Origin of the sequence: Devosia sp. (genome assembly GCF_028290625.1) — a bacterium.
Classification (GTDB): Bacteria; Pseudomonadota; Alphaproteobacteria; order Rhizobiales; family Devosiaceae; genus Devosia.
Map to the genome: position 1 here is coordinate 287,897 of NZ_JAQGJM010000001.1, position 20,220 is coordinate 308,116.

The following is a 20,220-nucleotide window of genomic DNA, read 5'->3' on the forward strand; positions in this document are numbered from 1 at the left end:
GTTTGGGTCTATCCGGATGGTGATGCCGATGCTTTCTAACGCCGTAGTGCCTTTCCAACTGGACGATGCGGCATGCCGATGGGTCGTTGACACCCAGGGTTCGTTGTCGCTGGACCTCAAGCTCAGACAGCTGCTCCACGTCCTGTGCCGTGATCTGTCGCAAACCTCCCTGGATTCGGTGGTCGCCCAAGGGGTTGGCGGTATCCATCGCCTGTTGTCGCGCCCGGCTGAGCAGCTCCGCAGCAGCGCACAATATCTCCAGCGCCGGGCAAACATCCCGCTGCTGCTGAGCGGCGATCTCGAATTGTCCGAGCGGTTCAGCATGCGTACCGCGCTACCCAACCAGATGGGCATAGCGGCAGCCGGCGGCGAAGCGGCAGCACTTGCGGGAAAAATTGCGGCAAGCGAAGGTCGCGCGCTCGGCTTCAACTGGTCCTTTGGACCCTCCCTCGACCTGGATATCAACCCTGCCAATCCAGTGGTTAACACGCGGTCCTTCGGCAACGACGTTGCTCGGGTGAGCCAGTGTGCGACGGACTGGATCGTGGCCACGCAACAGAGAGGCATGGCCGCGGCGGGCAAGCATTTCCCCGGCGACGGTGTCGACCATCGGGACCAGCATTTCGTTTGGAGCTGCAACAGCCTCGGCCTGGCGCAGTGGCGCGGCAGCTATGGGGCCGTGTTCAAGACCGCTATCGATAGTGGCTTGATGTCTATAATGGCAAGTCACATCACCTTCGATGCCTACGAGGCAGAGACGGGCCGCATGTCCAGCGGGCTGCCGGCGTCACTCAACCATGCCCTGATCACCGATCTGCTGCGCGGTGAACTCGGCTTCGAGGGCGTGGTGATTTCCGATTCCCTATCGATGGCGGGCTTTGCCTGTCTTGGGGACCTCTCCGAAACCATTCCCGCCAGCATCGCAGCCGGCTGCGACATGTTGCTGTTCCCCGATGATGTGGACGCGACCGTGGCGATCCTGAAACAGGCGATCGAGGACGGCAGGCTGTCGATGGTTCGCGTCGATGCCGCCGTTGGGCGTGTATTGGAAATGAAGGCCGCGCTGGGGTTGCACAAGGCTGCGGACAGCGATGCAGGCGAGGATGCAGAAGTCTCATATGCCCAGGACGCCGCCGACATTGTCGCAAATAGCATCACCCTGGTGCGCGACGATCAGGCGATGATTCCCCTGTCTGCCGTTACCCATCGGCGCATCCTGCTCCTGATGCCGAAGCTGCGCGAAAGCGGCTCCGGGCCGCTGCCGCAATTGGCGGTTCGACAACTGCTGGAGGCAGAAGGCTTCGAGGTCCACCAGCATGAACCGGGGATGCCATTGCGCATCGAGGACTATGACGCGGCGATCTACGCCATCGGCGACGAGGCGGGGAGTGCCAAGCCCAGTCTCAGCATGCCCTGGTCAAGCCTGCATGGAGCGTTTCCCGACAGCATGGTACGGCTCTGGCGCAAACTACCGACGGCAATCATTTCCTTTGGCACACCGTACTATTTGCACGACGCGCCCGAGTGCCTGACACTAATCAACGCGTATTCGCCCATCATTGCCAGCCAGGCGGCGGCTGTGAAAGTCCTATTGGGCCGTGTTCCAGCACGCGGCATAAGTCCGGTGGCCGTCACCTACCGTCCTCTGCACCAGATAATAGCCGCGCTTGGCTCCGGCTAGGGGGAACCCAAGTTGGTCTTGGCTTGGGACGCCCTATTTCCTGCCCTAGGCGGCCGCCGCTTCGCGGTGGACGAGCCCGGCAATGACCGCTTCTGCATCCGTGGTACCCTTGACCGCCCGGGCACCGCCATCGGGGAAGTCGATCCAGCCTTGGTTGAACCCATCCAGCATGCGGATGCGTGGATTGGGGTTTAGCCCGCCCTGCGCACGGAACAGGCCATCCCAGCTTTCATGGGGAACGGCTTCGGCGCGGACCGGGCGCCCCAACACCTTGGCAAATGCCGCCGCGAGATCGTTCGGCGATACGCGGCGCGGGCCTTCCAGCTCGATAATGCGTTTTCCCGACCAGTTCTCCTGCATCAACTGCGCGGCGAGGGTTCCGACGTCCGCGGTTGCCACCATCGCGAAGGGCTTGTCGAGCGGCATGAGGAAGCTGTGGATGACGCCCTCGTCGCGCGCCGACGCCACGTCCCAGGCGGCGTTCTCCAGGAACCAGGCCGGCCGCAGGAACGTCACCGGCAGCGGTAGCGCCGACAATGCCTGTTCCAGCAGGGTACGCTGGGTCAGCAGATTATCCTGTCCAGCATCCGCGCCGATCGTCGACAGGCATACCACCCGGTTCGGGCGGGCCAGGGTCAGAGCCTCGACCAGCGTGTGGTTCAGCTCTTGCGCCTGCACGTAGCCGGGCTTCGGGTCGAACTCCGAGGGCGGCAGGATGAAGACCGCCTCGGCATCGGCAAAGGCGGTGCCCAGTGCCGCCCCATCCGCCATATCGGCGATTGCGACCTCGCAGCCGCGCGCTACCCACGCGGCGCCCTTGCCAGCATCGCGAACGATGGCGCGGACGGGTAGTCCCTTATCGAGCAGGGCATTGGCCAGCGTTCCGCCGACCTTCCCGGTAATTCCAGTGATTGCGTACATGATGTGTCTTCTTTGACTGCAGAGAGCGCCGAGATTGCTGCACGTCAGCTCCTTCGGCAGGTCCAATCTACGCAAAACAAGGCGATGATTTTAGCGCATAAAGATCCATGTTAAGATGATATTTGATCACTGCTGGGGTATTGCCGCATGACCTTCGACACACGTATTCTTGCCGGCGTCGGTGTGCTGGTAGCGGTCTCGGAGGTTGGCAATTTCGCCCGAGCCGGAGAAGTGCTCGGGCTGACCCCGTCCGGCGTCAGTCGGGCCGTCGCGCGGTTGGAAGCGCGGATCGGGGTGCGCCTCTTCGACCGGACGCCGCGTTCGGTAACACTGACCGAAGAGGGTCGACGCTTCCACGCGCAGATGATGCCGCTGCTGGCATCGATCGAAGAGGCCGCGGCCGAACTCGCTGGCGCCGCAGTGGCGGCGAGCGGGCGGTTGCGCGTCAATGTCGATCCCTGGTTCGCGCGCATGGTGCTGGCGCCTAGCTTGCCGCGTTTTCTCCAGCGTTTTCCGCTCATCTCGCTGGATCTCGCGGTCAGCAACCATCGTGAGGAAATGATGGTCGGAGTCGATGTTGCCGTCCGGTTCGGGCCTGCCGAAGGCGGGACACTGATTGCGCGTAAACTGCTGGAAACGCGCGTGCTGACCTGTGCGGCGCCGGCCTATCTCAATCTGCACGGCACGCCCCAGACACCCCATGACCTGCTCTCGCACGAGGCGCTGCTGTTTCGGGACCCGCACAGTGGCCGGCCCTTCGAATGGGAATTTTCGCGCAATGGCGAGACCTTCACCGTCGACGTGCGGGGCCAACTGACAACCGATGATCCCTCGGCCGCCATCGCGGCGTGCGCGGCTGGCCTCGGCATATTCCAGAGCTTTGCACTGGGGCTCGATCCCTGGTTGCGGCGCGGCGATCTTGTGCGGATTCTGGGCGACTGGTCGGACGAGGTCTTTCCGCTCTATGCCTATCACCCCTCACGCAATCTGCCGCCGGCCAAGGTCCGGGCGTTCCTCGATTTCGTGCAGGAAATTGCGATGGAGGGCGCCGACTGACCTCTTTCCGCTTCCGAGCAGCTCGCGGCGTTTGCGTAGGAGCGAAAGCGGACACCGTCCGGCATTTGGCGGACGGCATTAAAGGCAGGCGAGCAGCGTTTTCATGTCCGCTGTCCTGTAGCTCTCGGTCAGATGACCGTTCGCCCTCGACATTTCCAATCTGGCCCGCGCTGCGCTTTGCTCGGACGGAGGGATCTCGCCCAGCCGGGCCAACAACGTGTCCCTCCAAAATGGCGTTTCACCCGCCGTATGGGCTTCAAGCGTGTGTTGGGGATCGATCACACCAAGTACGCTGTCGAACGCTATTTTCAACTCCGAACGAAGCGAAAACTGGGGGGCTTGAACCATCCCAGTCGGCGAATAGACGAACACCGACTTGATCCGGTCCTTGGCCGCGCCTGTTTCCTCCCAGCGGTAGCTCTTTTTGGAGTTTTTGTTTTCGGGAATGAGGATGCGGGTCACCCCACACTGGTTGACGGCCGCCAGCGTTTCTTCGGGTGTATCGACGAACACCTCTTTGCGCATGGGCTCGAAATCGAACATGCGCATGTCGCCGTGCCGACCGCCGACGTGGAAAGCATACATCTCCGGATAGTGCACCGCATCGAGCCCGATGGCGCGGCGATGGGCAAAGTAGGTGGCCTGGAACGCCTCAATGAGGAGCGACGCCCCCACCGCCCCGGCCGATTGCCGTATGACGATGCCAAGCCGGTCATAGCGGTGGAAGTGCGGGAACAGGTCCTGCACGGGGATATCCATGCCGCCAACCGCAGCCCCCAGATCATCAATCCTGAGTTTCCTGCTGCGCATTCGAATACTCCAATCGATATGGCACGACCGGTGGCCGCGATGCCGAACGGTTCATTCGTCCGGAAAAGCGACCCAGGCGCGTTGCTTGTTGGACTGCACCGCAACCTCGCTCAGCGCGACGCCGCGCAGTCCTTGCCGGATATCCGGCAGAGGTACGGCCGTGGCATTGCGCCAGTCGGGCCCAGCCTCCAGTGCCTGAGCAAAATCGGCATAGAGTGTCGCTAATGCTTCGAGATATGATTCAGGGTTGCCCGCCGGCAGGTTGACGCTGTCACGCCCGTCCTCGGTCATGTCGCCTCCCCCGCGGCGATAAACCAGGTCTGCCAGTCCCAGCCGCGAGAAAAGCAGGGTCTCCGGCGCTTCCTGGCACCATTCCGCGGTAGCCTTGGTTCCCACGATCTTGAAGCGCAGGCCATTACGATGCCCTGGCGCGGCAATGCTCGACCATAGCAACCCGTCAATGCCGCCCTCGAACTCCAGCTGCAGCACGTCGGTATCGTCCATGCCCCACCCTGGGACCACCGTGGTCAGCTTGGCATTGAGTGCCGTGCACTTCTTGCCCGACAGAAACTCCAGAATGTTGAAGGCATGCGTGCCGATATCGCCAAGAGCGCCCGTGGGGCCCGCTTTGAGCGGGTCGCCGCGCCACACTCCGCCTTTGCCCAGTTTGGACGGATCGTTGGCCAGCCATTCGCAGAGATACTCGACATACATGAAGCGGATTTCGCCCAGCTCACCGGCGGCGATCCTGGCCCTGGCATCGCGCACCATCGGGTAGCCGAGATACGTATAGGTCAGAGCGAAGAAGGTGTTGCTCTTCTCGGCGATACGCACGAGTTCGCGGGCTTCGTCCGTGCTGTTGACCAGCGGCTTGTCGCAGATGACCGGGATGCCAGCTTCGAGCAGCAGGCGGCACGGCTCGAAATGCAAGTGATTAGGCGTGACCACGATTCCGACGTCGATGCGATCCGAACGCCCGGCCTCCTTGGCCACCATGTCGGTAAAGGACGGATAGATGCGGTCGGGCGCTATATCGAGAGCCTCGCCGGCCTCCATCGCCACTGCTGGGTCGGAGGAAAAGGCGCCCGCGACCAGATCGAAGCGGTTGGCGATGCGCATGGCCGCTCGATGATAACTCGCGAAGAATGCCCCGCGTCCTCCACCGATCATGCCGACCTTAAGTCGCTTCCGTTTCGGAATATCACCAGTCAGTCTGTACATCGTCTTGTTCCAAACTCAGGACGCCCGAGACGGGTGGTCAGCGCAGCCGCACAAAGGGCGACTTAGGCGCATTGGTGCTGCGGGGGTCCCACAGGCGAGCTGTCGTTTCCTTCTCGTAACCCTTGCCATTGGGATAGGAGATCAGTTCCATCTGCAGGCCCCAGGGCGCCAGGAAGTAGAGGAAGCTCTCACCGGCGATCTTGCCCTCGGTCTGTGTCAGCGGCGTGCCAAGCAGGCGAACCCCATTCGCTCGCAGGTAGTCAGCCGCAGCGTCGATGTCATCCACGTAGAAGCACACGTGGTAGCCGCCGATGTCGCTGTTGCGAGCCGCGACGTCCCTCTGGTCGGGCGAACTATACTGAAACAGCTCGTAGTTGCAGCCATTGCCGCAGCGCAGCAGGGCCACGCCTTCGATCACGGCGTCCGGGTGCACGTTGAGCCGGCCCGCCATATAGGCACCGTCGCCGCCGAAGCGACCGGTGCTGTAGACAAGCTCGCACCCGATCACATCACGGAAAAAGGCAACCGCCGCGGTAAGGTCCGGCACGGTAATTCCGATATGCTCGGTGCCGCGCAGGCCAGGCAGACCATTGGGCCGCATGACAAGTCTCCGATCAGCCCTTGGCACCAGTGATGTAGCTGATGATTTCGTCGGCACTGGAATTGGCCGTTTCCAAATTGCAAACGATCTTGCCGCGGCGGAAAACGTAGACACGATCGGTGAGCTGCAGCACCTGCTGCATGTTGTGGCTGACCAGCAATACGGCGACACCACGTGCCTTCAGGCCCAGGATGATGTCGTGAACATGTTGAGTCTCCTGAAGACCCAGCGCCGCGGTGGGCTCGTCCATGATGATCAACTGCGAGCCCCAACCTGCCGCACGCGCAATAGCCACGCCCTGACGCTGTCCGCCCGACAATCCGCCCACCACATCGTTTACGCCGGGAACATTGACGCCAATCTCGCCGAGCAGCTCCTTGGCGCGTATCGCCATCTTCCGGCGGTTGAGAATGCTCAGGCCGCCGAATTTGAACAGAACTTCCTCGCGCCCCAGAAACAGGTTCGACAGCACGTCCAGATGCTCGGCCAAGGATAGATCCTGGTACACCGTTTCAATGCCGGCGCTGCGCGCGTCCGTGGGGGTCTTGAAGGTCTGCGGTGCGCCGGAGATACGAATCTGCCCTGCCGTCGCGGGCTGCGCGCCAGACAGGATTTTGACGAGCGTCGATTTGCCGGCGCCATTGTCGCCCATGATGCCGACGACTTCACCCGGGTTTATGTGCAGGTCTGCATCCGATAGCGCATGGATGCCGCCATAGTGCTTGGACAGGCCGATGGCCTCAAGGATTGGCGTTGTCACGGTCTTGCTGTGATCGAGCGATGCTACGGAGACTTGGTGCATGGTGGCTCCCCTCGAGGGCGACGTGTGCTTGGGTTCGGAGAGTGGTGACCGCGATCTGCGGCCACCACACCTGGCTCGGATCAGTAGGCGGCTGGGCTAGCTTCGACGTTTTCCGCAGTGACGACCGGAGTGTCGATCAAGATCACGGGCTCGACGGCGCCACCTTCAAGAGCCGTTTTGACGGTCTGCAGTGCTACTTCGGCCATGGTGGCCGGGCTCTGGTTGATGGTCGCATAGAGGATGCCGTTCTGGATCGCGGCGCGAGCATCCGCGGGGTAGTCGAGAGCGATGAACTTGACCTCGTCACGACCCTGGGAGTGCGCATATTCCGCGGCGGCGACCAGTTCCGGACCATGGGCCAGCACGGCGTTCAGCTCGCCCTTGGGGTACTTGCTCAGCCAGCCCTGGATCAGGCTGACAGTCTTGTCGCCCTGCCAGTCATTGGCCTGCTCCTCGACGACCTTGATGCCAGGCGTGGCATCGAAAATCTCATGCTGCCCCTGGGTGCGGCCGATCTGCGGGCTGGTACCCAGGATGCCGGTCATCAGGGCAACGTTGCCCACACCGTCGAGCACTTTGACGGCCAGTTCGGCCTGGGTGCGGCCCATCGAGACCTCGTCGGCACCCACATAGGAGGTGGCGTTGGCGTCGGGGGAAAGTGAGTGGCTGAACGAGACGACCGGAATGCCGGCCTCGATGGCGCGCTGCACGCTGCCCACGATGCTGTCGGGATCGGCCGGCTGCACGATGATGGCATCGACACCCTGCACGATGAACTGCTCCATGGCGGCATTCATCTGCGCGACGTCATTGCGGCCGTCGGCCACGGTGACATCAAAGCCCATCTCGGCGCCCTTGGTCTCGAAGGTCGAGGTCGCCACGTTGATCCACGGGTCTCCGCCAACGTTGTAGATCAGCACGCCAAGTGTCGGCTTGTCCTGGGCGACGGCAGCCTGGACGGTCAACGCGGCCGCAGCGAGCATGGTCGCGGTAGTCAAGAGTTTGTTCAACTTGATCATCTCATTCCTCCTTGCGTGAAACGTCCGCCAACTGCGTCCGTATTTGTTCGCGCCGCGCCGGTGTGGTCATGGAGCGAACCAATTTCCTCAGGCTTTCCGCTTCTGGCGGCTGGCCTCGTAGCCCACGGCGAACAGCACGCCCAAGCCCATGAAGGCGGGCTGCCAGAAGGCCGAGATGCTGTAGAGCGTCATGGCGTTGTTCAGCACGGTGAGCGCAAAAATGCCGACGACTGCCGAGCTGATGCCGCCAACACCGCCGGTCAGGGGGGTGCCGCCGATGACCACCGCCGCGATCGACAGCAGCGCCCAGGTCGTGCCGGCCTGCGGGCTTCCTACGCCGGTGATCGAGGTGAGCATTACGCCGGCAATCCCGGCCGTCAGTCCGCCTATCGCATAGGTGGCGATGATGACGCGGTCGACCTTCACGCCGGCGCGGCTGGTGCCGACCTTGTTGCTGCCCACCGCATAGATGTGCTGCCCGAAGCGCGTGTAGCGGAGCACCAGATGGAGCCCGACCACGACCACGATGAACACCATGCTCGAGAAGGTCAGGCCGCCAATGTTGAAGAAGCCCAGTTCGCGCCATTCCCGCGGCAGCGGTGCAATGGGCCGCGCATTGGTCAAGGCATAGAGCACGCCGGTAACCACCGCCTGCGAACCGAAAGTGGCCACAAACGGATTCATGCCGACTTTTGCGATCAGGCTGCCATTGATCACGCCGACCCCGAGCCCGACGGCGAGCCCCGCAACCATGCCGGGAGCAATTCCCATCTGCAACGAGACATAGGCCGCAAGACATCCCGAAGCGGCGGCGGTAGCGCCGACCGAGAGATCGAAGCCGCCAGAAATGATCATCAACTGCATTCCGCAGGCGATGACGCCTACCATGGATGCCTGTTGGATGATGTTGAGCAGATTGGCGGGATTGCGGAAACTTGGGTTGGCGATCGCCAAGGCCAATACCGACAATACCAGCATGACCAACATGACCCGCTGGACGACTGCGGATGGTGTTGGCGGCAGAAGGAGTTGGCGAAGGCGTTTCGACAGCGTCGATGGGCCAGAATATCCCTGATGGTCCAGAACCTGGTTTGTCGCTTTGCTCATGCCATTCCCCAAAATTCTTCGCCGCGGGTGTCTTTGGGGGCCAGTTGTGCCCTCTGTTACCGCAAGCTTAATCTGGCAAATTGATTGGGCAATTTCGCAGGATGCGCATTTATGAAGCAACTAGACGCACGGCGATTGAGCGGGCCTTTTGCGGCGCACAGCCGACCGATTTGGGCCTGTTATGGCCACCTAACACGTTGTTATAGATTCCATTTTTGTAGTTCGACCAGAAATGCAACCGCGGGAGAAAGAGAAATGGAGTCAGCAGGTCTGGGCCTGCCGACTCCACTGAGGTCCTCGCAAGAGAGGAGTGGAGGACGCTATGACGCTGGGTGAAGCTCTATAGCCATCCAGATCGCGTCCGTATCAGTCCAGCCGCGATGCCATGGATAGGCAAACTCTCGATCGCCGGTCACCCGCACGAGAGGATCGTGCGTGTCGCCGACAGCAGTCGTAATCTCGCGATAGAGTGTCGCTACGTCGCGTTCATGGCAAATCTGGATGCGGCCCTGGCCAAAGATCTGCGTATGAATTTCCAGGAACGGATGCTCGTTGTGCAGGAAGCAATCGGTCTTGGCCGGCGCCCACCACAGGTTCAGGCGGATGTCGTAGTTGTCGATGAAGTCCCTGGGGTTCTCGGCGTTCGAAAACGCATAGGGATTGAGCCTGACCTGGCCGACAACGTCATGGGGCGAAATGTAGAGCGGGGTGGTCCGCGGGAATTTGTCGAAACGGTTGCCGAACCAATCCCAGCCGTCGAACACGACGCCACCCAGATTGGCGTCGTCTGGAATAGCCACGATCGAGACCAGGTCGGCGCTCGCTATGATGCCATCGACCATGATCGTCGATTTCCAGGGTGGGATGGTGCCGGGAACCTCGCCCCCGACACGCATCGGCCTGTTCGACAGGTTGGTCACGACCCCACGCGCCTTGTAGTCCCGAACGTTCTGGACCACTTCGGCCTTGACGTATTTTCCGTCGAAAGCCAGCGGGCGCGCGCGGTTGGTTTCGGTCATCTGTTCCCTCACTGGCCAGGCCTGCCTGCGTTGATCAGAAGCCGCGGCCCTTGACGTACTTGTCACGCAGGTCGCCAAGATACGCCGGGACGGTGATGTCCCACCAGCCGGTGACATGCATGTTCGAATACGGCCGTTCAAGCGCGGTGATCGCATCGATGACATAGGGCTTGCCCGAGGCCAGCGCGCGCTCGATCGCCGGACCGATTTCGGCCGGGTCGGTGACGCGCTCGCCTTCGCAGCCCAGCGCTTTGGCCACGCCAGCGATGTCGGCCATCCAGCTCTTGCCGTCGGGATAGGTGAAGTTCGTGATGATTTCGCGGTCTTCGCCGAACATGTTCAGCTGCAGGTTGCGGATCGCGCCCCAGCCGCCATTGTTGATGACGAGGAAAATCACTGCCGCGCCCAATTGTGCCGCGGTGGCCAGTTCGGTGCCGGTCTGCAGGAAGGCGCCGTCACCAAAGATGGCGCAGACCGGAACCTCGGGCTTGCCCAGCTTGGCGCCGATTGCCGCCGGCAGCGCAAATCCGATCCCCGAGAAGCCGCCCGGCGTGATGTGCTGGCGCGGGCCATAAACCGGGAATTCGTTGAACACCTGGTTTTGCGGGTTCGAGCTGTCGGTCACCACGATGGTGTCGCGCGGCAGGGCCTTGCGGGCCTCCACCAAGACCCGGCTTGCGGTCATTGGCTGCACGTCGGCGGTGCGCAGCGGGCGCAGGAATTCCTCCCACTCGACCTTGCGGGCCTCCAGTTCCTTGAACTGCTCGGTGTTCTTGTAGTCCCGCGGCTTGCCCTTGGCTTTCAGGCCCTCCAGGATCGCGGCGAGAACCGCCCTGGCGTCGCCCAGGATGCCGACTTCGACCGGATAGTTCTTGCCGATCTCGAATCCGTCCAGATCGATCTGGATCAGTTTGGTCTTGGGAATGTCGAAAGTTACGCCCTGCTTGTAGGACGAGGTGATACGGTCCGAGAAGCGACAGCCGATGGCCAGCAGCACGTCGGCCGAACGTGTCATGGCATTGCCGGGGATCGAGCCCAGATCGCCGCAGGCGCAAGCGAACAGTTCATGATCCTCGGGGAAGGCACTCTTGCCCATGAACGAGGTGGTCACCGGCGCGCCCAGGAATTCGGCAATCGCCTTGAGTTCCTCGGTAGCTTCGGCCTGGATCACGCCGCCGCCGGCCAGCAGCACCGGACGATCGGCAGACAGCAGCAGATCGACGGCACGGGCGATGTATTCCGGATCGCCGAAGACGCGCGCGGCGGTGCGGCGCGACTTGCCGTCGGTGACCTCGACCTCGGCGGTTTCGGCCTGTACGTCTTGCGGCACGTTGACGAGAACCGGGCCTTTACGGCCTTCCAGCATGGCGCTGAAGGCCTGTTCCATCATGTTGGGCAGCTGCTCGACATGGCTTGGGTTGAACCAGCGCTTCACCACAGGCTCGGCCATGCGAGGGAAGTTGTCCGAATGCGGACGATCCAGTTCCTGCAGCAGGCCGCGACCCATCATATAAGTGTGCACGCCGCCGGTGATGACGATCTGCGGCAACGAGTCGGCAAAGGCCGTGGCGATGCCGGTCAGCGTATTGGTCGCGCCCGGACCGATCGAGGTCACTACACCCGCAACCTTGCCCGACGACCGGTAAAAGCCGTCCGCCATGTGCGAGGCGTTCTGTTCGTGCATTGCCGGCAGCAGGTGAATATCGGCTTTGCGATCCACGAACGCGTCTATCAGCGCGGTGTCGCCATGGCCGGGAATGCCGAAGACATGGGTTACGCCTTCGCGGATCAGTGCATCGACGATGATCTGACCGCCCGTTTTCTTGCTTGAGCTCATTGCGGATTTTCCTTGGTGTTTTCACGCACGAGCGGTTCCCCAACCACCTCGTCCGGTTGTGAACTATTCGGCAGCAGTTGCGTACGGCACGTTCTGGCCGCCGAAGCGGCGCAGGCGGACATTTGCCTGCTCAGCATGGCCGGCGAAGCCTTCCATCATGGACAGCCGCGACGCGTATTCCCCAATGATAGCGGAGGCCTCATCGGTGACGATGCGCTGGTAGGTGCAGGTCTTGAGAAATTTGCCGACCCACAGTCCGCCCGTGTGGCGGGCGGCACGCATCGTTGGCAGCGTGTGGTTGGTGCCGATCACTTTGTCGCCATAGGCGACCGTAGTGCGCGCACCCAGGAACAGGGCGCCATAGTTGCGCATGTTGTTGAGGAAGTAATCGTCGTCCTGGGTCATGACTTGCACGTGCTCCGAGGCGATCCTGTCCGCCTCGGCGAGCATCTCCTCGCGCGTGTCGCAGACGATGATCTCGCCATAGTCTTCCCAGGCCTTGCCCGCAACAGGAGCGGTCGGCAGGATGCTCAGCAGCCGATCGATTTCCAGGAGCGTCTCACGAGCCAGCCGCTCCGAATTGGTGATCAGTATGGCAGGAGAATTCACGCCATGCTCGGCCTGGCCCAACAGGTCCGTCGCGCAGATTTCGCCATCCACACTCTCGTCGGCAACTATCAGCACCTCGGTTGGGCCAGCGAACAGGTCTATGCCGACACGCCCGAACAACAGCCGCTTGGCCTCGGCAACATAGGCGTTGCCTGGCCCCGCCAACATATCGACCGGAACAATGGTCTCGGTACCGAACGTCATCGCGGCGATAGCTTGCACACCACCCAGCACGTAGATTTCGTCGGCGCCGGCCAGGTGCTGCGCGGCAACGATCAGGGGGGCTGGTTCGCCATGAAACGGCGGAGCACAGGTGATTACGCGATCGCAGCCAGCCACCTTTGCCGTCAGGACCGACATATGCGCCGACGCTAGCAGCGGATACTTGCCACCCGGAACGTAGCATCCCACGTTCTGGATCGGAATGTTGCGGTGCCCAAGGATTACCCCTGGAAGCGTCTCAACCTCGATGTCTTGCAGCGCGTTCTTTTGTACCACGGCGAAATTGCGAACTTGCGTCTGGGCAAACTCGATATCGTCCCGCTGCCGTGTCGACAGGCCTTCCACACAGGCCCTCACTTCGCTGTCAGTTAGCCGATAAGATTGCCTGTCCAGTCCATCGAATTTGATCGAAAGCTTGCGGATGGCCGCGTCGCCGCCGCGCTCCACTTCATCAAGCAGGCCCTGCACGGCGCTCGTAATGGCGGCATCGTGAAATTGCCCACCCTTGCTCGCAGCCTTGAGCTTTCTAATCATTTCCACATGCCTCCATGGATCACTGCTCCGGCCCCGGCACTGAACACGTCAGCGCTCGCATGCGGAGGTGATTGATGATCGACCATTGCCCGGAGGGCTGAAGCACACAATTTCGCAAAGCGTTGATATTTGGCGCAGAATGACGCATTCTACGGTACGAACTGCGAAGGGGCGCTCATTGATGAATTCCGAGGGCGAACACACAGCCAATTTCAGCGCCAACTTGCGCTATCTGTGTGAGCAGCACGGGGCGATTTCGACGATCTGTCGAAACATCAACATCAATCGACAGCAGTTCAATAAGTATCTCTCGGGGCTGCACCTGCCATCCCCGCAAAATCAACGGATGATCGCAAATTTTTTCGGGATGAGCCCGGCGATATTGTTTTCCGAACCCGACGACTTTCGGATGTTTTTTGAGGGAAACTACTTTCACGCCATCGAATCGCTGCGAAATTCCAGGAGAATGGGCGACTTCCTGGAGACGGTGCTGTTTGAAGCCAAGTCATCCGATGACGCCCTGCTCGGAACATACGACCGCTACCACTACTCATCGATCTATAGCGGCAAGATCCTCAAGTCCGCCTTCTGCATCTACCGCCACAAGGATTTTCTGCAGCACTATTACGTCGAACGGTTTCCCAGCTACGACAGCCCGGGACGGACTGAGTACGTCTTCAAGTATCATGGGTTTACGATGCCTGTTGCTGGGCGCATTTTTTGTGTCGACTTCGAAAGTCTGCAAAAAAACGAGCTGACATTTGGCATTTTTGCGCCCGTACAACGGTCATCGAAGAATTTCATGTTCGGCATCACCAGTGGCATCGCAGCGTCCATGTTCCGCCAGCCATTTTCGGCGCGGGTCGCCTTGCACTATCGTGGGCCGGGCCTGACCGGCCGCGAGCACCTCAAGGAAATCGGCGTGCTGGAGAGGACCGATCCGAGCATTCCCAAGGAAGTGTTGCAGTTCCTTGAAAAGGAAGGCGATCTGGTGCGGAGCGCCTGAGCGCCCACACCAGGATGCCGACGCAACGTGGCGTACTAAGCGCGGGCATCTTCCAAGATCATCTGGGAGGCCATTTCGGCGATCATGATTGTTGGCGAGTTGGTGTTTCCAGAGACGATATTGGGCATCACGGAGGCGTCGACGATACGCAGATGGGATGTCCCATAGACCCGGAGCCGCTCGTCAACGACCGCCATTGGGTCGTTCGCCATGCCCATTTTGGCCGTCCCCACGGGGTGGAAAATCGTCGTGCCGATCTCCGCTGCCGCAGCAACAAGCTCCGCTTCACTGACAAGGTGCGCACCAGGGCGAAATTCTTCCGGCGAATAGGCGGCCATGGCCTTTTGCGACATAACGTTCCGAACCACCTTGACTGAATCCACGGCGACCTGTCGATCCTCCTCGGTAGCGAGATAGTTCGGTGCGATCACCGGCGCCGCGTTCGCATCGCTGGAACGCGCATGAATAGATCCCCGGCTGGTCGGTCGAAGATTGCACACACTTGTCGTTATGGCCGGGAAGCCGTGCATGCTATCGCCGAATTTGTCGAGCGACAGCGGCTGGATGTGCATCTGGATATTCGGCGTTTCGAAACGGTCTGAGCTGCGAGTAAAGGCCCCCAATTGCGACGGGGCCATCGTCATCGCCCCGCGCCGCATCAGCGCATATTCGAGCCCCATCAGCCCGCGACGCAGCAACGACTTGTACTGCATGTTCAGGGTCGGCACGTTGGACACCTTGTAGATGGGCCTTAGCTGCAGATGATCCTGCAGATTCTCGCCGACCCCAGGCGCATCATGGGTGATCGGCACGCCCAGATCGCCAAGGCGTTGCGCGTCGCCGATACCGGAACGTTCCAGAATCGCCGGTGTCGCCACCGCGCCGGCGGAAATGATCACCTCGGCTCGGGCGTTGATCTGGCGCTCCTGCCCGTTCTGCAGGACGACAACTCCGGTGGCACGCTTGCCGTCGAACACGACCCGATCAACCGTGGCATTGGCGATAACGGTGAGATTGGGACGATTGAGCGCCGGCTGCAGAAACCCTCGCGCGGCACTCCAGCGGCGACCGCGCTTTTGGTTGACGTCAAAGTAGCCGCAGCCCTCATTGCTGCCGGTATTGAAGTCGTCCGAGGTGGGAATGCCCGCTTCGCCGGCCGCCTCGATAAAGGAATCCAGCACTTCCCAGCTCAGGCGAGGGCGGTCAACCCGCCACTCCCCGCCGGCTCCATGCACCGCACTGGCGCCGCGCCAGTTGTCTTCATGCATCTTGAAGATGGGGAGGACGTCGTCCCAACCCCAGCCTTTGAGCCCCTGCTGCTTCCAGCCATCATAATCCGCGGCCTGACCGCGCATATAGATCATGGCATTTATGGCTGATGACCCGCCCAGTACCTTGCCGCGTGGATAGGCCAGATCCCGTCCATTGAGACCCGCGATCGGCTCGGTCCGGTACAACCAGTCCGCCTTGGGATTGCCGATGGCAAACAGGTATCCCACCGGAATGTGAAACCAGATCCAGTTGTCCCTGCCGCCGCCTTCGATCAGAGCCACATGATAACGGCCCCCTGCGGACAGGCGGTTTGCCAGCACGCAGCCCGCCGAGCCACCTCCCGCGATGATGAAGTCGAATTGCCCAAGTTCGGTTGCCATAGTGCGCCTCCTCTTTGCCGGCGTTGCAGCGTTGTACTGTGATAATTTAGTCTGCTAAACTGGTATTTTCGCCGACAGGCTGTGCAAAATTTCACGGGCCAGCGCATGCGCTACGACTGGAATGATCTGAAGTTTTTCCTCGAAGTGGTGCGCGGTGGCACGCTAAGCGCCGCCGCACGGGCCTTGTCGTGTGACCACGTTACTGTCGGTCGGCGGGTTGTGGCGCTCGAGCAGGCGCTGGGTGCGTCGCTATTCCATCGCAGCGCGGGGGGCCACATGCTCACCCCGGCCGGTGCCACCCTGCTGGGTTTCGCCGAGCGTGTCGAGGCGGCTACCTTTGCGGCAGCAGAGGCCCTGGATCGGCCAGAGCTGGGCATTTCGGGGAAGGTGAAACTGGCAACGCCCGATGGGTTCGGCAACTACTTCCTGGCCAAATATCTCGGTGAGTTCGCCCAGGCCTATCCTCTGTTGACGCTCGAATTGATCACGGTGCCTCAAATCCTGTCACTGTCACAGCGGGAGGGGGACGTGACCGTCTCTCTGGCTCCGCCCAATCGCGGCAAGTTCAAGACAGAGAAACTCACCGACTACGATCTGAGCATTTATGCCGGCCAGGGCTATCTCGATCGATGTACGGCACCACTCCGCCGCGACACGCTCCGCAGCCATCGGTTCGTTGGTTATGTGGACGACCTGATCTTCAGCCGGGAACTGGACTATCTGGGCGAGATCGCGCCGGGTCTGCGGGCACAGTTGCAAAGCACGAGCCTGCTCGCCCAGGCGACCGCGACCAGCCGTGGTGATGGTCTCTGCGTGTTACCCAACTTTGTTGCAAATGAAACCCCCGGCTTGACTAGAGTAGTCCCCGAGGTCTCCCTCCGACGGACCTACTGGATGAATTGCCATGACGAGGTGGCCGACCTGCCGCGCGTGCGCGCCTTGCGGAATTTCATTGGCGACATTTGCCGGCAACGGGGTCGTTTCATCGCGGACGACTGAAATGGCGGCATCCCAAGTGCTGCAGTTTGCGTCAGATAGTCCAGGGTTGCGCACTTGCTGAGCGGGAACAGGTCGGCATAGTTGCTTGATGGCCTTCGCCACAGGAACGACTATGGGCATCGAGACGGCAGCAGCAGACGTCATCATAATCGGCAGCGGCGTCGGTGGCGGCGCGGTCGCGCGGCGACTGGCCGAGAATGGCGTCAAAGTGCTGCTGCTGGAGCGCGGCGACTGGGTGCCGCAAGAGCCAGACAACTGGAGCGTCGGCGCGGTGTTCTTCGACAAGAAGTACACGGCGCACGATTCCTGGACGGACAAGACCGGCAAGGCCTTCCGGCCAAACATGTACTACAATGTCGGTGGTGCCACAAAATTCTTCGGCGGCTCGATGATCAGGCTGCGGGCCGAGGATTTCGACGGGCTTGAGCACTACGAGGGAAAATCGGAACGTTGGCCGGTCCGCTATGCCGACATCGAACCCTATTATCAGCAGGCCGAGGAAATCTTCACCGTCCATGGCGACGATGAAGGTGACCAGTCGGCACCGCCTCGCAGCAAGCCCTACCCCTATGCGGGGATGGACCATGAGCCGATTGTCCAGAAACTATCCGACGATCTCAGAAAGATCGGTGTCTCCAATTCGGCGATGCCGATCGCGCTCGATTACCGCGCCCGCGGCAAATGCATCCGCTGCAGGACCTGCGACGGGTTTCCGTGCAAGCTCGAAGCGAAAGGTGATGCCGAGACGCGTCTCGTCAGCCCCGCCCTTGCCACCGGCAATGTCGAACTCTTGACCAATTGCCTGGTGCGCCGCCTCATTCTCTCTCCAGACGGCAAGACGATAACCGGCGTTGAGGTGGATCGCGCCGGCGAGATCGCAATCCTGAGCGCCAAGGTGGTGGTTCTGTCCGCCGGGGCCGTCAATAGTACGGCCCTGCTGCTGCGCTCGGCGACCGATGCCGCGCCGCGTGGTGTCGCCAACAGCTCGGACGTCGTGGGTCGCTACTACATGGCGCACAATCAGACCGCGCTGATGGGTCTCTCGTTTCGCCCCAACGACACGGTGTTCCAGAAAACCCTGTCGATCAATCACTTCTATCTTGGCGAGCCCGGGTTCAACTATCCAATGGGCCACATTCAGATGCTCGGAAAGCTGCAGGGTGGCATGTTGTCGGCCAATGTGCCGTTCTTGCCCAAGATTGTCGGCCAGACCATGGCCAAGCACAGCATCGATCTGATCGCCTTTTCTGAAGACCTGCCCGATCGCGACAATCGGGTCACGATCAAGGACGGGATGATCAATCTCTCGGTCAATCGCAACAATCTCACGGTGCATGATCGACTGGTCAAGCGGATGGCAGGCGCCCTGCGCCGAGTGGGCTACCCGCTCGTGTTGATCAAGCCGCTGATAAAGCACTCGACGTCTCACCAATGCGGCACAGCCCGGTTTGGCGACGATCCGGCCACCGCAGCGCTCGACCCGTTCTGCCGCAGCTACGATCATAAAAACCTCTTTGTGGTCGACGCCTCGTTCATGCCGTCTTCGGCGGCGGTCAATCCTTCCCTGACGATCGCCGCACAGGCACTCCGCGCGGCCGATCACATGCTGCGTCACGATTTTGGGATCACCGCGTCGGCTCAATTGTCCTGATCGGCCCGCGGGAGCGGTGCTCGCCCCGCTCAGCTCAACCGACCAGCTTGAGACTGTTGCTGGACCCGATGCGCGACGCACCCGCGGCGATCAACTGCAGCGCCAGCTCCCGCGTGCCGATGCCTCCCGAGGCCTTGACGCCCATGCTCGGCCCAACGGTTCGCCGCATCAAGGCGACGTGGGAGACGATGGCGCCCTGGGCCGCAAAACCCGTCGAGGTCTTGACGAAATCGGCGCCTGCATCCTGTGCCAACCGGCATCCCACAACGATCTCATCGTCGGTGAGCAGCGAGGTCTCGAGGATCACCTTGAGGCACACTGGCCCGCAGGCGCTCTTCAGCGCGGCGATTTCGTCGCGCACGGCGTCATAATTGCCCGCCTTCAGATCGCCGATGGAAATCACCATGTCGATTTCCGCCGCACCATTGGCAATGGCCCAGCTGGCTTCGGCGCATTTGAGTTCGGTCGGCGCCGCGCCGAGCGGGAAGCCGACCACCGAGCAGGTCAAAACTCCTGAGCTCTTCAGCCGCTCCACGACGCGGGCGACGTGAATGGGGTTGACGCACACTGCCTTGAAATCGTGGCTCAGTGCTTCTTCGCAATAGCGCTCGATATCTGCCGCCGTCGCTTCCGGGCGCAGGATAGTGTGGTCGATGATGGCGGCCAGCGCCTGATCCGTTGGGGCCATCAGCGCTTGCCCTGCGACAGGCGCGAGGCGGCGAGCGAGGCGACCCGGCAGGCGTCGACCACGGCGCTTTCCACGTCCATACGCTCCTTGGTGACGCGGTTGGAGCCCACGGCGCAGATGCTGCCGGTGCGCAGCCCGAATAGCGAGCCGAGCACGAACAGCGCTGCCGCTTCCATCTCGAACGTCGCAACGCGGCGCGAACGCAGATACTCGGCCGGGCCTTCGGCATCGGTCAGCACATGGCCCCCCGGAATGGGGTTACCCTGGCCGCCATAGAAGGAATCGACGCTGGCGGTCAGCCCCACATGGTAGCGCACGCCCAGTTCCTCGCAGGCCGCGACGAGGGCATTAGTCACCGTGAGGTCGGCGATCGAGGGATATTCGCGCCCCACATAGGCATCCACCGTGCCGGTCAGCCGCACGGCGCCGTGCTGGATGACGAGGTCGCCGGGCGAGATGTGCTCTTGCAACGCCCCGCAGGTGCCGACGCGGATGAAGGTATCGGGGCCGGCTTCCGCCAGTTCCAGCACGGCGATTTCGGTCGAGGGTCCACCGATGCCGGTCGAGCAGGCGGCGATGTCCGTGCCATGCACGCGGCCCTTGGCGAGGCGAAACTCGCGGGCGAACGAGATTTCCTCATAGCTGTCCCAGACCTTGCCGATCAACGGCACGCGCCCGGGATCGCCGGGCACCAGCACGCAGCGTGGCAGCTCGGCATCACCGATATCCACGTGGCGCTTGCGGCGGCCGACATTGGCGTTTTGAGGCGTGTTCATCATGGTGTC

18 protein-coding genes are annotated in these 20,220 nt (G+C 61.7%); 5 read left to right on the forward strand and 13 right to left on the reverse strand.

From position 1 onward, the window contains the following. Window positions 1–28 precede the first annotated feature (28 nt). Window positions 29–1,681: a glycoside hydrolase family 3 N-terminal domain-containing protein gene (locus JWR51_RS01105; RefSeq protein ID WP_299742452.1), complete on the forward strand. Its 1,653-nt coding sequence runs from the start codon at window positions 29–31 to the stop codon at window positions 1,679–1,681. Window positions 1,682–1,726: 45 nt separating this feature from the next. Here the strand turns inward: JWR51_RS01105 and JWR51_RS01110 are convergent, their stop codons facing one another. Further along, window positions 1,727–2,602, reverse strand: a complete 876-nt coding sequence (locus tag JWR51_RS01110) for an NmrA family NAD(P)-binding protein (RefSeq protein WP_299742455.1) — start codon at window positions 2,600–2,602, stop codon at window positions 1,727–1,729. A 147-nt stretch (window positions 2,603–2,749) separates the two neighbouring features. Here JWR51_RS01110 and JWR51_RS01115 point away from each other — a divergent pair, with 147 nt between their 5' ends. Then, the gene (locus JWR51_RS01115) at window positions 2,750–3,658 is read left to right on the forward strand and encodes a LysR family transcriptional regulator (protein ID WP_299742458.1); all 909 of its coding nucleotides are present in this window, start codon (window positions 2,750–2,752) and stop codon (window positions 3,656–3,658) included. A 78-nt stretch (window positions 3,659–3,736) separates the two neighbouring features. Here JWR51_RS01115 and JWR51_RS01120 read toward each other — a convergent pair whose 3' ends face one another. From JWR51_RS01120 to hisD, 9 genes are all read right to left on the reverse strand, one after another. Further along, window positions 3,737–4,468, reverse strand: a complete 732-nt coding sequence (locus JWR51_RS01120; RefSeq protein ID WP_299742459.1) for a hypothetical protein — start codon at window positions 4,466–4,468, stop codon at window positions 3,737–3,739. Window positions 4,469–4,519: 51 nt separating this feature from the next. Then, the gene (locus tag JWR51_RS01125) at window positions 4,520–5,689 is read right to left on the reverse strand and encodes a Gfo/Idh/MocA family oxidoreductase (protein ID WP_366525529.1); all 1,170 of its coding nucleotides are present in this window, start codon (window positions 5,687–5,689) and stop codon (window positions 4,520–4,522) included. A 37-nt stretch (window positions 5,690–5,726) separates the two neighbouring features. Beyond that, complete coding sequence (locus JWR51_RS01130; protein ID WP_299742461.1) at window positions 5,727–6,290, reverse strand: VOC family protein; 564 nt, start codon at window positions 6,288–6,290, stop codon at window positions 5,727–5,729. Between the two features lie 13 nt (window positions 6,291–6,303). Beyond that, window positions 6,304–7,092, reverse strand: coding sequence for an ATP-binding cassette domain-containing protein (locus tag JWR51_RS01135; RefSeq protein ID WP_299742464.1), 789 nt, complete (start codon window positions 7,090–7,092; stop codon window positions 6,304–6,306). Window positions 7,093–7,172: 80 nt separating this feature from the next. Next, entirely contained in the window at window positions 7,173–8,111 is a 939-nt protein-coding gene (locus JWR51_RS01140; protein ID WP_299742467.1) for a sugar ABC transporter substrate-binding protein, read from the reverse strand. 87 nt (window positions 8,112–8,198) lie between these two features. Then, entirely contained in the window at window positions 8,199–9,218 is a 1,020-nt protein-coding gene (locus JWR51_RS01145) for an ABC transporter permease (RefSeq protein ID WP_299742469.1), read from the reverse strand. 320 nt (window positions 9,219–9,538) lie between these two features. Continuing rightward, entirely contained in the window at window positions 9,539–10,237 is a 699-nt protein-coding gene (locus JWR51_RS01150; protein ID WP_299742472.1) for a hypothetical protein, read from the reverse strand. A 34-nt stretch (window positions 10,238–10,271) separates the two neighbouring features. Continuing rightward, window positions 10,272–12,074, reverse strand: coding sequence for a thiamine pyrophosphate-binding protein (locus JWR51_RS01155; protein WP_299742475.1), 1,803 nt, complete (start codon window positions 12,072–12,074; stop codon window positions 10,272–10,274). A gap of 63 nt (window positions 12,075–12,137) precedes the next feature. Beyond that, window positions 12,138–13,439, reverse strand: a complete 1,302-nt coding sequence (gene hisD / locus JWR51_RS01160) for a histidinol dehydrogenase (protein WP_299742478.1) — start codon at window positions 13,437–13,439, stop codon at window positions 12,138–12,140. 181 nt (window positions 13,440–13,620) lie between these two features. On the opposite strand from hisD, the gene JWR51_RS01165 reads away from it, so the two are divergent. Further along, window positions 13,621–14,445, forward strand: a complete 825-nt coding sequence (locus tag JWR51_RS01165) for an XRE family transcriptional regulator (protein WP_299742481.1) — start codon at window positions 13,621–13,623, stop codon at window positions 14,443–14,445. Between the two features lie 35 nt (window positions 14,446–14,480). Here JWR51_RS01165 and JWR51_RS01170 read toward each other — a convergent pair whose 3' ends face one another. Continuing rightward, a complete protein-coding gene (locus JWR51_RS01170) occupies window positions 14,481–16,097 on the reverse strand; it encodes a GMC family oxidoreductase N-terminal domain-containing protein (RefSeq protein ID WP_299742484.1) in 1,617 nt (538 codons plus the stop codon). Between the two features lie 105 nt (window positions 16,098–16,202). On the opposite strand from JWR51_RS01170, the gene JWR51_RS01175 reads away from it, so the two are divergent. After that, window positions 16,203–17,096: a LysR family transcriptional regulator gene (locus JWR51_RS01175; protein WP_299742486.1), complete on the forward strand. Its 894-nt coding sequence runs from the start codon at window positions 16,203–16,205 to the stop codon at window positions 17,094–17,096. 208 nt (window positions 17,097–17,304) lie between these two features. Then, window positions 17,305–18,747, forward strand: a complete 1,443-nt coding sequence (locus tag JWR51_RS01180; RefSeq protein WP_366525530.1) for a GMC family oxidoreductase — start codon at window positions 17,305–17,307, stop codon at window positions 18,745–18,747. A gap of 34 nt (window positions 18,748–18,781) precedes the next feature. Here JWR51_RS01180 and deoC read toward each other — a convergent pair whose 3' ends face one another. Next, window positions 18,782–19,435, reverse strand: a complete 654-nt coding sequence (gene deoC, locus JWR51_RS01185) for a deoxyribose-phosphate aldolase (RefSeq protein ID WP_299742492.1) — start codon at window positions 19,433–19,435, stop codon at window positions 18,782–18,784. Beyond that, entirely contained in the window at window positions 19,435–20,211 is a 777-nt protein-coding gene (locus tag JWR51_RS01190) for a nucleoside phosphorylase (protein ID WP_299742495.1), read from the reverse strand. Before JWR51_RS01190 ends, deoC begins: the two co-directional genes overlap by 1 nt. Between the last annotated feature and the right edge of the window lie 9 nt (window positions 20,212–20,220).

Coding starts and splice junctions, on each gene's coding strand:
- JWR51_RS01105 (WP_299742452.1), top strand. CDS start 29: ATGCTTTCTAACGCCGTAGTGCCTTTCCAACTGGACGATGCGGCATGC.
- JWR51_RS01110 (WP_299742455.1), bottom strand. CDS start 2,602: ATGTACGCAATCACTGGAATTACCGGGAAGGTCGGCGGAACGCTGGCC.
- JWR51_RS01115 (WP_299742458.1), top strand. CDS start 2,750: ATGACCTTCGACACACGTATTCTTGCCGGCGTCGGTGTGCTGGTAGCG.
- JWR51_RS01120 (WP_299742459.1), bottom strand. CDS start 4,468: ATGCGCAGCAGGAAACTCAGGATTGATGATCTGGGGGCTGCGGTTGGC.
- JWR51_RS01125 (WP_366525529.1), bottom strand. CDS start 5,689: ATGTACAGACTGACTGGTGATATTCCGAAACGGAAGCGACTTAAGGTC.
- JWR51_RS01130 (WP_299742461.1), bottom strand. CDS start 6,290: ATGCGGCCCAATGGTCTGCCTGGCCTGCGCGGCACCGAGCATATCGGA.
- JWR51_RS01135 (WP_299742464.1), bottom strand. CDS start 7,092: ATGCACCAAGTCTCCGTAGCATCGCTCGATCACAGCAAGACCGTGACA.
- JWR51_RS01140 (WP_299742467.1), bottom strand. CDS start 8,111: ATGATCAAGTTGAACAAACTCTTGACTACCGCGACCATGCTCGCTGCG.
- JWR51_RS01145 (WP_299742469.1), bottom strand. CDS start 9,218: ATGAGCAAAGCGACAAACCAGGTTCTGGACCATCAGGGATATTCTGGC.
- JWR51_RS01150 (WP_299742472.1), bottom strand. CDS start 10,237: ATGACCGAAACCAACCGCGCGCGCCCGCTGGCTTTCGACGGAAAATAC.
- JWR51_RS01155 (WP_299742475.1), bottom strand. CDS start 12,074: ATGAGCTCAAGCAAGAAAACGGGCGGTCAGATCATCGTCGATGCACTG.
- hisD (WP_299742478.1), bottom strand. CDS start 13,439: ATGATTAGAAAGCTCAAGGCTGCGAGCAAGGGTGGGCAATTTCACGAT.
- JWR51_RS01165 (WP_299742481.1), top strand. CDS start 13,621: ATGAATTCCGAGGGCGAACACACAGCCAATTTCAGCGCCAACTTGCGC.
- JWR51_RS01170 (WP_299742484.1), bottom strand. CDS start 16,097: ATGGCAACCGAACTTGGGCAATTCGACTTCATCATCGCGGGAGGTGGC.
- JWR51_RS01175 (WP_299742486.1), top strand. CDS start 16,203: ATGCGCTACGACTGGAATGATCTGAAGTTTTTCCTCGAAGTGGTGCGC.
- deoC (WP_299742492.1), bottom strand. CDS start 19,435: ATGGCCCCAACGGATCAGGCGCTGGCCGCCATCATCGACCACACTATC.
- JWR51_RS01190 (WP_299742495.1), bottom strand. CDS start 20,211: ATGAACACGCCTCAAAACGCCAATGTCGGCCGCCGCAAGCGCCACGTG.